Raw genomic sequence first — 11,563 nt, forward strand, 5'->3', positions numbered from 1 at the left:
GCTACAAAGGTGGCCAGCTTGGTAAGGGAGGTTTCTTGACTTTTATCAAGAAAGCACCTCGGCCAGCTGGGGCTTGGCCGCCAGCAACCGGGTGCGAATGCGGCTCAGCGTTTCGGGCAAAATGCCGAGGTAAGACGCAATCAGCTGCTGCGAAAACCGCCGCTCAAACGTCGGATGCTGCGCCCGAAAAGCCACATAGCGCTCTTCGGCCGTGCTGGAAATGGCGGCTTCCAAGCGTTTCTGCGTGGCAATATTGTGGCGATGGTCCAACCCTCGCATCAAGTCGGCCCAGGCTGGCACGGTGCAGAGTAGCTCCTGCATTTGCGCGTGGGTTATCAGCAGCAGGCTGGCATCTTCCAGCGCCTCCACATAATAGCGCGATGGGGTGAGCAACACGCAGCTTTCCCGGTCGCCGACCCACCAGTTTTCAACCCCTAGGCTGAGCACATGCTCACCGCCTTTTTCATTTACGCTGTACATCCGCAAAGCGCCCGCCAGCACAAAGGCAAAGTGCTTGCACACCTCGCCCGCCCGCAGCAGGAAAGCCTTCTTTCGCAGCTTCTTCGGCGTAAATGCGGCACAGATGCGGGCAAAGTCCGCGTCGGAAACGGGCGTCGAAATACCAGCGTCAATGTAGGAGCGAAAAGCGTGCATAGCGTCGTGCGTAAGGGTAGGCCAAGCATTCGAAACCCTAGATTCAGATGCCAGCCGCTGCAGGAACATGCAGCAGCTTGGTGCGGATACGGCTCAGTGTTTCGGGCGAAATGCCGAGGTAGGAGGCAATCATGAGCTGCGAAAACCGCTGTACATAAGTAGGGTGCTGAGCAATAAAGGCGACATACCGCTCCTCGGCCGAGCAGGAAATGGCATCGTGCAGCCGCTTTTGGGTGGCAATGGCATTGCGCTCGTCCTGGATGCGCACCAGCTCGGCCACCAGCGGGACGGTGCGCACCAGCCCCTGCGCCTGCGGGCAGTTGATGAGCAGCAGCTGTGAATCTTCCACGGCGTCGATGTAGTAGGGCGAAGGCGTGAGCTGCGCCCAGCTTTCCCGGTCGCCAATCCACATATTCTCTACCCCCAGCACGTGAATGTGCTTGTTGCCGCGGGCATCCATCGTGTACAGGCGCAATGCGCCCTGCATCACAAAGGCCTGGTATTGACATACTTCGCCGGCCTGCAAGAGAAACTGCCTTTTCTGGAGTCGGTAGGGCAGCAATTCGGCCGCCACCAGAGCGAAATCGGCGTCGGAAATGGTGGAGCGGGTTTGCTGGTCGATGTAGTCGCGGAGAACCTGCATAGCATGGGCGAAAAGGCAGAAAATCGGTAGCCACTTGGTGGGTTGCCAAATAGGTGCCAACCGCCCAACCTACTCGGCTTAACACTACACACCATTCTCAAAAACAGGTGGTTAATAGCCAAAAAATGCAAGAGATAGTTAATTAGTAAATTCTCCATTGTGTTGGATTATCCAATATATTGGAGAATTTTTTGGATAAACGTGCCGCAGGCGACAGCTTTGCAGCCCATCTTTCACCAGTGCGGCTTGCGGCTAGGCCAGCCGCACCGCCACCTGCTTTCAACTCCTCGACCACCCAGGCAGCCAGTTGCAATTTCTACCCCACCGCTTATGCCTGACCCTGCCGAACCCGCCGCCCTCGTGCTCATTGTGGAAGATGAGTTTCTCATTGCCAATGACCTAGGAGATATTCTGGAAAGTGCGGGCTACCAAGTGCTCGGGCTAGCCGAGTCGGGGGCGGAGGCGCGGGCGCTGGTGGCCGAAACGCGGCCCAGCGTGGTCTTGCTCGACATTTTCCTGAAAGGGGCGGAAACGGGCATCGAACTGGCGCACTGGCTGAATGAGCAGCGCATTCCTTTTGTGTTCCTGTCGGCCAACCTCACCGACGACGTGCTGGCCGCGGCGAAAGTCACCGAGCCATACGGTTTCCTCAACAAGCCCTTCCGCGAGCGGGACGTGCTGGCGGCCCTCGAAATAGCTCGCTACCGCCACGCCCACAGCCAAGAGGCCCGGCTGCGCCAGCAGCAGCAAACCCAAATAGCGGTGAACGAAGCCATTGCCACGCTCCACGACCGTGAGCAACTGTGCCGCGCCATTGCCACCCAGGTCAACCAGTTTGTGCCCATCACCGTGCTCAACCTGTGCCTGAGCCAGCCCGAAGAGCAGACGTTTTATTGGATGCTGCTGCGCCGCACGCCCCAGGGCACGTTTGAGCGGGTGCACCTGCCCGAGCTTCTAGGTCCCGATACGCCCACCGAACGGCTCAGTATGCTGGCCCACCCTACGGCCGCCGAACTGGGCGAGCGGCGGGGCATTTTCAGTGGCCCGGCGTTTGAGAAGCTGAGTCAGGAGTTCAGCATGGCGCGGGCAGTGGGCGAAACCTTCGGGGTGCAATCCATGGCGTTTTTCCCGGTGGTGTTGCAGCAGCGCACGTTTACCAGCCTCCAACTAGGCACCACGGCGGCGGCTGGGTTCTCAGATGATGACTACACCGCTATCAGCCTCATCATCCCGCAGATTGCGCTGGCGCTGGATAACCTACTGGCTTACGAGGAGTTGGAAAGTCGGCAATTGGTCAAGGCCACTGAGCTAGCCGTGGCTAGCGCCTTCCGCAATGGCCGCCACATCGCCGACATAGCGCCCCAAGTAGCGGCCGCTATTAGCGAGCTGCTACCCCTCGACTTACTCAGCTTCTACCGGGTTGGGCGCGTCTTGCGCAACCCCAGCGCCATGGACGCCACTGTCGGCAACCTAGGTGGCCGTTTACAGCTTTTGCCCCTGGAAGCCATGCCGCTGCCCGACTCGCCCGCAGAACCCCCGCGCATCTTGGATGGCTTGGACGGCTGGCTGCAAGAACCCTTGCTCAACGTCGGGGAGGCCGCCGCGCAAGCGCGTGAGCTAAACCCGGTGACGCGCTACTACGGCAACTTACTGAATCTTAAGTCGTCCATGTCGGTGCCTATCAGGCTGAAAGACCAGCCAGCCATCGTACTCATCGTCGCCAGCAAGGCAGCTTACGCATACACGGCCAAGGACTTGCGGCTGCTGCAAGAGCTAGCCGAGCAGCTGGCTGTGGCCCTGGAGAACCTGCTGGCCTACGAGCGCATCCGCCTGCTGAGTGAGGAGCTGAAGCAGGAAAATACCTACCTCAGCGAGGAGCTGAAAACCAGCCACAACTTCGAGGAAATCATCGGCACGAGCCCGGCGCTGCTGGCCGTGCTGCGGGGGGTAGGCCAGGTAGCACCCACCGATGCCACCGTGCTGCTGCTGGGCGAAACCGGCACCGGCAAAGAGCTGATTGCCCGCGCCGTGCACGACCGTTCGCCGCGCAGCGCCCGCACCATGGTGAAGGTAAACTGCGCCGCCCTACCCCCGCAATTGATGGAATCAGAGCTGTTTGGCCACGAAAAAGGCAGCTACACGGGTGCCACCGAGCGTCGCATCGGCAAGTTTGAGCTAGCCCACGGCAGCACCCTATTTCTGGATGAAATCGGCGAGCTACCCCTAGAGCTGCAAGCCAAGCTGCTGCGCGTGCTCCAGGAAAAAGAGATTGAGCGCCTGGGCGGTAAAGGCCCGCTCAAGGTCGATGTGCGCATTATTGCCGCGACCAACCGGGAGCTAGCCGAAGAAGTGGCCGCCGGCCGCTTCCGGGCCGACCTCTATTACCGGCTCAACGTGTTTCCGCTGGAGCTGCCGCCGCTCCGCACCCGGCCCGACGACCTGCTACCGCTCGCCACGTATTTGCTACGCAAGCTCAGCCAGAAACTCGGCAAGCCCTTTACTAACATTGCCAACGCCTCCTTACAGCAAATTCAGCACTACGCTTGGCCCGGCAATATCCGAGAGCTGGAAAACGTATTGGAGCGCGCCGCCATCCTGTCCACCCCGCCGACCTTGCAGCTCGCCGCGCCGCTGGTGCCCAGTGTGCCCGCCCGCCCAGAGGTGAAGCCCATGCAGGATACCATGCGTGACACCATTCTGGCCGCCCTCACCCAAACCAACTACCGCATCCGGGGCCCGCGCGGGGCCGCCGTGCTGCTGGGCGTAAAAGCCACCACGCTAGAGGCCCGCATGAAAAAGCTCGGCATCGCCTCGCGCAAAGAAAGCCGGGCGGAGTAACCAATAACCTAGGCCGTCCCTAGGCCACGGCTTCGGCGTGAACGGGCTTTTTGCTTGTGTCAAATTGCAGGTTGATACGCACCCCATCGGTCGTGCTCATGGCCAGCTGCCCATCGAGTTGGCGGCTCAAGCCTTTGATGATGACAATGCCCAGGCTGCGGCTGCGCTGCAACTCGAAGCCTGGCGGCAGGCCAACTCCGTCGTCGGTAATAGTGAGTTGGTAGGACTGCGGGGCCAAGCTGGCCAAGCACACCGTGAGCGTACCGCGCCGGGGCGGCGGGAAGGCGTGCTTGAGGACATTGGTCACCGCTTCGTTGATAATCAGACCTAGGGGCGTGGCCACCGTGGTTTCCAACTCCACTCGGGCCAAGTCCAACTGCGTATTTACCGACCTTTGGCGGTCGAAGGACTCGACTAGGTAGGTCACGATTTCGCGGGCGTAGTCGGCCATGTTCACACGGCCGATGTTGTCGGCTTGGTAGAGCTTCTCGTGCAGCAGGGCCATCACCTGCACCCGGTTCTGGCTCTCGCGGATAGCAGCTACGGCCTGCGGGTCCTGCAAGTGGCGCGACTGAGTCGAGAGCAAGCTACTCACTACCTGTAAATTATTCTTCACCCGATGGTGGATTTCCTTCAGCATCCAGTCCTTCTCTACCAACAGCCCCTGCCGTTCTTCTAGCAATTGGTCTTTCTCGCTTAGCACCTGTTCTAACGCTGCATTTTTGCGGTTGATTTCGGCTTGCTTAATTTCCAGGGCGAGTTGCTTCTGCTCCAGCAGGCGCGCGCTGCGCTGCTTAAGGCGGTAGCGGTTGTAGCCCAGGCCCAGCACCAACACTAGCAGGGCAGCGCCCCCCAGCACGGCGTTGCGCTGGAACTCGCGCTGCCGAATGGTCATTCGCTGCATCAGGCTTTGTTTGGTAAGCAAGGCAATACTCTGCTCGCGCTTTTCGGTGTCGTATTGAATCTGCAAGGCGGCCAGCTGCTTACTGTTTTTCTCATTGAAGATGCTGTCGTTGATGGCTTTGTAGCGCTTGTAGTACGCAATGGCGGAGGGCAGCTTGCCCTGGGCCGAATCAACTTTGTACAACAGCAAACACGCGTGGGCCATGCTGCTGCGGGTGAGCACCACCTGGCCCGCGGCCAAGGATTTCAGGAGGTAGGCCCGCGCTTTGTCGTATTGCCTAGTGGCCAAGCAGCACGCCCCCACAGTCAGGTAGGCCCCGTGCAGCACGCGGTAATCCGAGGTGACGTGCTTGCTAGTCAGATAGGTTTCTATTTGCCGGCAATAGGCCATAGCTAAGGTATACTGCTTGGTGCGCAGGTAGCAACTGATAAGCCCTTGCGCTACTTTCAGGCGGGTAAAATCGTCTTGCGGCGGGTAGGCCTTACTTTTTTTTAGTATGAGCGCCAGCGCCTCTTGCGGCCGGTTTTCAGCAAGCAAGACGCGGGCAATAGTTGAAGCCAAGCCAAGCGCCGTTTCGTGGTAGTGGTTGGCTTCGGCGCTGCGCATCGCCAGCCGGTAGTACTGAAGTATCTTCTCGCGTTGGTCGAACTGTTGGTACACGGCGCCTACCCGCATGTAGTAAGTGCACAGCAGCAGGGTGTCTTGGCTGCGCTTGGCGCTAGCCACGGCAGCCAGTGCGTATTGTAAGGCGTCTTTGTAGTTGCCCAGCGCATCGTTGGTGGCGGCGAGCAGGTCGAGGGAAGAGTGCTGCTTACGATAATCGGCTGCTCGATACAAAGCCAAGCTGCGTAGCAACTCCTCCCGCGCCCGCGCCGGCTGGCCCTGCATCAGGTAGGCGTCGGCTAGCTCGCGTAGCACCCGGGCCTTCTGCACCGGCTCGTGCACGGCCCCAAACAGCCGGATGGCCTGCTTGAAATACCGAATCCGCTGCGGGTGGAGCGCCATCGATTTTTCGTAGGTTTCGCTGAGCAAGTACCAGCCAATGGCTTCCCGGCGCCGGTCGTGCCGCTGCTGGCTGCGCGCCAAGGCCTGCAACACAACCTCCCGGCCGCCTGGGTCTTTGCGCAGCAAATAGCCTAGTGCGTAGTCGGCATCTATTTGTCCGGCAGCATAATGTAAGGATTTGCTCAGAGCTTGGGCCTGGCGAATGTACGCTGCTACCGAGTCCGGCTTATCCAGGTAATAGGTCAGAGACGTTAGGTTGTTGCTGAACTGCACCAGCAGCTTCACGCGGTTGGTATCGGGCGCGCTGCGCCGTAGCTGGCGGCGTAGGCTGTCAGCTTCAATTTTGCTTAGAATGGGGTAGTAGGGCTCGGCCTGGCTGGTGAGGGCAAGCAACAGCAAGAGCAGCAGTAAGTACTTCACAGCAGGAACGTAAGGATATAGGAACGGCCACTTACTGAAACGCGAGCATTCTAAGGTACCAGTCTACAGGTAGCTTTTAGTCGGTTTGCTATCCAACTGGCTAGTTCCAATTTACTCAGCAGGCTTTCCTCATTGCCCAAAAGTACATTCCAATGCTGCCTGCCCCCCTTGACTTTTGTCAAGAAGAAGGCAATTCATAGCAGCGCAGCTTACCACATCTCCGGCCCATACGGCGTATCTATACTACAAAGGGGGTATGCAATTATAGGCTGAAGCTCAACTCGTTGACTAGCAATTCAACCCGAATAGTATAGGGTAGGGGCTGTCGATAGCAGCGCATCGGGCTGCTACCGCAAGAAGCGGCTAGGGTCGGCAGCATCACAACGAGTGGACTTGGCAAAGCCTACCGACTGGGCCCGCCGGTAAGCTGGCAACTGCCTGGCTATGAACTCGTCGGGGTAATTACGCCGGTCTAATGGGATGCCTTTTGTGTGCGCGAAGGCCCGCATAATGGTCGGCAGCTTAGCACATTTACTACGGGCCGTGTCAATGGCCAGTTTCGTAGCCGCCGGGAGCAACTGAGCTTTTCAACAACACGTGTTCGGTCCGCTACCATTTCGATTGGCAAATCGTTGAAAGCATCAGTTGAGTGCTTGACAAGGTGCAGCGCCATACGGCGTCCACAGAGGAGGAACGCGCATATCAACGCTTGCGCACGGGTGTTGTGGCCGGTCTAGCATGAAAACGAACTTTGCCTGATGGTCACAAGGGCTGGCTATGTAATATATCGTAGCCCTTACTTGATGTTATCCCAACCCGACAAACAAGCCACCCACCAGTACGGCCATGCCGGTACGTAAGGCCTCTTCTCCTTCTTCCTGCGAAATATAGTCGCCGTCGATGGTGGCGTAGCCCGGCACGACATCCTGCGTACTGAGCGTGAACAGGTGAGAAGCGATAGGTAACGGTGTTAAGGAGATAGGGGAGGTGAGCATAAAAGGAGGTGTGGTAAGGTAGGTTGCTGAGCGGAATAGCTTTGTAATGCTACAAAGCTACTAGGCCCCCTAGCAGTGCGACAGGCCAGTCGCGGCTCGTTTAAGACTATAACTATTTGAATGTAACATGATTTTATAATTATGTACCAACATGAAATAGGCTTGTTTCACTGAAAGGTTGACTATTTAACCAAGCAATCGTCTTGATTATCGACTCATTTGTGACTGCACCTACTTGAATGAGAACGAACGGTTGTATTATAGAAAATTATAAGAAATAATAAAATTATATAAATATAAGCAGGGTGTTGGATAGCAGCGAATAGATAAGATACCTTTGAGAAGGTCAAAAAAAGCTACTCTAAGTGCTAATATTAACTTGAGTACGACGGTTGGTTAAGGCTTCTACATTTATCAATTCTCTTTCCCGCTTATGCGAAAACCTTTATTGCCTTTCTGCTTTTTTTCTGTGTACAGTTACAGACAGTTAGCCGCTCTTGCTGCCTTATTATTTCCGCTATGCAGTCAAGCACAATTCTCTCCACCCCCTATAAGTGGTACTACTCCGGCACGCAACGCCAACTCAGTACCGCTCGGCACGGATGTATCCCTGACTTATACCGAAGCTATCAACTCAACGCCTGCTAATAATGCTGTGCACGTCTTCTCGCAGCAAGCAGGGGGGCACAAGGTGGGTACGACGACGGTCTTCGGCAACCGGCTCACCTTCGACCCAGCTCAAAATTTCAAGCCCGGCGAGGTGGTCTACGTGACGGCCTTGCCGGGGGTGCCGGCAAGCTCCCGCGCGAAGCGGTACGTGTATCAGTTCACCACCCAGGCTGGTGTGGGACCGGCCACCTTCTCCAAGTCTACGGCACCAGTAGACGGGCAGCCCAGTAACGTAGTTGCCGTCGATGTCAATAATGACGGCAACCTCGACTTTCTGACCACCAACCGAACGATTACCAATACTGGAAACGTGAGTGTGCGTTTGGGTAATGGCCAAGGCGCCTTCTCTGGCACCACCATCATACCGCTAGCAAGCGATCCTTCTGATTTAGTGGCCGGCGACGTGAACGGAGACGGCAACCTAGATTTTCTAACCCTCAGTTCCACCACGGGTACCGGGACGGTGAGCATACGCCTCGGCAACGGCCAAGCAGGGTTTACAGCCGTGCCGGATGTACTAGTGGCAAGTAATAATTACCCGCAAAAAATAGCGTTGGCTGATGTCAATGCCGATGGTAATCTGGACTTGCTGACCACGGAGTACGGCAGCGCCAACCCCGTGCGTAGTGGTCAGGTCAGCATACGCTTCGGCAATGGGCAAGGCGGGTTCTCTGGCACAACGAATGTGGCTCTGAATCTTGGCACACGGCACATTGCGGTGGCTGATGTGAACGGGGATGGTAATTTAGATTTACTGACCGGTACAGTTATGTTCGGCTCAATCAGTACGGTCAGTGTCCGCATGGGAGATGGGCAGGGCAACTTTTCCGGTATAACCGATATTCCAATGCCCGCAGGAAGCAGCTTGTATAGTTTGGTGGCTGCTGATGTCAACAACGATGGCAACCTGGACTTTCTAACTTCCAACATCACCAACAGCAACAATCCCTCCGACTTCGTAAGCACATATCTAGGCAACGGTCAGGGAGGATTTTCCTTCGCTAATAGCCTATCCTTCCCCATTGGTTTCTCTGTCCCCATCGGGAGTCCGTTTCAAATCCAAACTGCTGACGTAAATGGCGATGGTAACCTAGATTTGGTGACAGCCAACTTTTCTGATCAGGGAACAGTTAGTGTGCGCCTGGGTGATGGGCAAGGTCGCTTCTCCGGAACGTTGGATGTTCCAGCGGGTTTTCGTCCTACCGACTTGGCCGTGGGCGATATCGACGGGGACGGCGACCTAGACCTGCTCGTGGCCAACTATGGGGACAACGCGGTAGGAGTGCTGCGCAACCAGCCTGTGCCAAGGATTTTCATGTTCTCGCCCACCAGCGGCACCGTAGGCAGGAACGTAATTATAAACGGTGCGAATTTCATAGGAGCTACAGCGGTGACGTTTAATGGGGTTGCTGCCACTAACTTCGCCGTCAATTCCGCCAACCAAATCACTGTGACGGTGCCAGCTGGGGCGACTACCGGGCCAATTGCCGTTACCACGCCCGCCGCGACGGCCACGTCCAGCACTCTCTTCCAGGTCACGCAAGCACCGATGGTAACTACGACCGCCGGAACCACAACAGCTCTTGAGCAGGTCGCTACCATAGTGGATGCCGGCCTAGGTGTCAATAGTTTGGTGCTCACGTCGGCGGCTGTTCGCATCACCAGTGGGTTGGTTGCGCTCGAAGACGTCCTAGATGTGACGCTTGTCAATGGGTTTAGTTATAACTACAACAACGGGGTGCTCACCATCACCGGTCGTGGTACAATAGCTCAATGGCAAGCACTACTCCGCACCGTCACCTATACCAACAAGTCGGCCAACCCCACAACCACGCCACGCACGATCAGCTTTGTGGTTTCGGATGGTATTGACAGCAGTGCCCCAGCTACCAAGGTGGTGCAAATACAAGCAGTCAACGGGGCACCCGCCATTCCGGTGGATGCAGACTTGGCCGCTAACACTATTGCCGAGCGGGCAGCTATGGGTACGCCGGTAGGTATCACCGTAGCCGCAACCGATAGTGATAGCCCCACACTTACTTACTCGCTGACTAATGATGCAGGTGGCCGGTTCACTATCAACTCCTCCACTGGCGTGGTCACCGTCGCCAATGGTGCGCTACTGAACTATGCTGTGGCTACTTCGCATGTCATTACTGCGCAAGCCTCCGACGGCACGCTAGCCAGTAGCCAGAGTTTCACCATCCAGGTTACGCCGGTAAACAACGCCCCGGTTATTGCCAATCAGACCTTTACCATTGCGGATAATTCCCCTAGTGGGCTACTGGTTGGCACCATCGTGGCCTCGGATCCGGATGCGGGCCAGACGCTGACGTACGCGCTACAAGGCAGCAACACGAGCGGGGCCTTCACCTTGGTGGATAATGAACTGCGGGTCCTCAATCCCGCTGCCCTTATGTCCTCGCTTACGTCTACGTTCTCGTTGAGTGTGCGCGTTACGGATAATGGCACGCCCGCGCTATCCACTACCGCCTTGGTAACGGTGCAACTCACGCGCGTTGCTTGCACGACGCCCGTGCTCACGCCACCCGCCGACCAGCGCGTGGTAGCTATTAGTGGGCAATGTGGTGCCAGCGCCGCCTTTACGGCCACGGCTACCGGCACTCCCGCTCCAACTGTGAGCTACGCCGTCAATGGCACGACCATCACCTCGCCTTACGTCTTCCCGGTGGGCACAACCAGTGTGACGGTGACAGCCACCAACACGTGTGGTACGACGACAGAAAGCTTTACTGTGACGGTGGAAGACCGGCAGGCACCTATTATTCGGGCGGCTGGCTTCATTACGGCCATTGAAAGCAACGGCTTGCGCACGATTGAAGCCGCCGATGTAGACTGGGGCAGCTTCGACGAGTGCAGCGGCATTGCTTCGATGCGCATCAGCCCGCGCACGTTCACCTGTGCCAATATTGGCCCCAACCAAGTCATGCTCACCGTCACCGACAACGCCGGCAACTCGGCCAGTGAAACCGTGACGGTCTTTATCATCGATAACACGGCGCCGGTAATTGTGGCGGCTGATTTCGAAACCACGCTGATAGATGGCACGCGTACGATTGAGGCGACCAATATCGATTATGGCAGCTATGACCAATGCGGATCGATTGCCTCGATGAGCATCAGTCCTCGTACGTTTACCTGCGCCAACGTGGGCGCCAACCCCGTGACACTAACCGTCACCGACAACTCAGGTAACGTCTCCTCGCAAACTGTTACGGTTGTTGTCCAAGGCGACGCGACCTGCACCACCAGCATTGCCAGCAGCAACTACAACGGCCCAGTAGCTACCAGTTCATCTAACGAGAGCCAGCTACAGGCGTATCCGAACCCGGTGACCGACCAGGCCACCGTGTCGTTCCGCCCCACGCAGGCCGGCTTGGCGCAGGTGAGAGTCTACAACCCGTTGGGCGTGTT

6 protein-coding genes are annotated in these 11,563 nt (G+C 57.2%); 2 read left to right on the forward strand and 4 right to left on the reverse strand.

What is annotated here, in order from left to right:
• Positions 1-45: 45 nt before the first annotated feature.
• A complete protein-coding gene (locus G536_RS29910; protein ID WP_022826431.1) occupies positions 46-654 on the reverse strand; it encodes a Crp/Fnr family transcriptional regulator in 609 nt (202 codons plus the stop codon).
• A gap of 43 nt (positions 655-697) precedes the next feature.
• Entirely contained in the window at positions 698-1,297 is a 600-nt protein-coding gene (locus G536_RS0125420) for a Crp/Fnr family transcriptional regulator (RefSeq protein ID WP_022826432.1), read from the reverse strand.
• Between the two features lie 330 nt (positions 1,298-1,627).
• Between G536_RS0125420 and G536_RS0125425 the strand changes: the two genes are divergently transcribed.
• Complete coding sequence (locus tag G536_RS0125425) at positions 1,628-4,135, forward strand: sigma 54-interacting transcriptional regulator (RefSeq protein ID WP_022826433.1); 2,508 nt, start codon at positions 1,628-1,630, stop codon at positions 4,133-4,135.
• A gap of 19 nt (positions 4,136-4,154) precedes the next feature.
• Here the strand turns inward: G536_RS0125425 and G536_RS0125430 are convergent, their stop codons facing one another.
• On the reverse strand, positions 4,155-6,464 hold the full coding sequence (locus G536_RS0125430; protein ID WP_022826434.1) for a histidine kinase dimerization/phosphoacceptor domain -containing protein: 2,310 nt from the start codon (positions 6,462-6,464) through the stop codon (positions 4,155-4,157).
• An 806-nt stretch (positions 6,465-7,270) separates the two neighbouring features.
• Positions 7,271-7,459 carry a hypothetical protein gene (locus tag G536_RS0125435; RefSeq protein ID WP_022826435.1) on the reverse strand — a complete coding sequence of 63 codons (189 nt, stop codon included), beginning with the start codon at positions 7,457-7,459 and terminating at the stop codon, positions 7,271-7,273.
• A 433-nt stretch (positions 7,460-7,892) separates the two neighbouring features.
• On the opposite strand from G536_RS0125435, the gene G536_RS29915 reads away from it, so the two are divergent.
• Positions 7,893-11,563 (forward strand): FG-GAP-like repeat-containing protein (locus G536_RS29915; protein ID WP_157530956.1); only part of this gene is annotated, 3,671 nt, incomplete at its 3' end.

Source organism: Hymenobacter norwichensis DSM 15439 (assembly GCF_000420705.1).
Taxonomy (GTDB): Bacteria; Bacteroidota; Bacteroidia; order Cytophagales; family Hymenobacteraceae; genus Hymenobacter; species Hymenobacter norwichensis.

What these genes read in the sequence shown, in the direction of transcription:
- G536_RS0125435 (WP_022826435.1), bottom strand. Translation starts at nt 7,459, where the DNA reads ATGCTCACCTCCCCTATCTCCTTAACACCGTTACCTATCGCTTCTCAC.
- G536_RS0125420 (WP_022826432.1), bottom strand. Translation starts at nt 1,297, where the DNA reads ATGCAGGTTCTCCGCGACTACATCGACCAGCAAACCCGCTCCACCATT.
- G536_RS29910 (WP_022826431.1), bottom strand. Translation starts at nt 654, where the DNA reads ATGCACGCTTTTCGCTCCTACATTGACGCTGGTATTTCGACGCCCGTT.
- G536_RS0125425 (WP_022826433.1), top strand. Translation starts at nt 1,628, where the DNA reads ATGCCTGACCCTGCCGAACCCGCCGCCCTCGTGCTCATTGTGGAAGAT.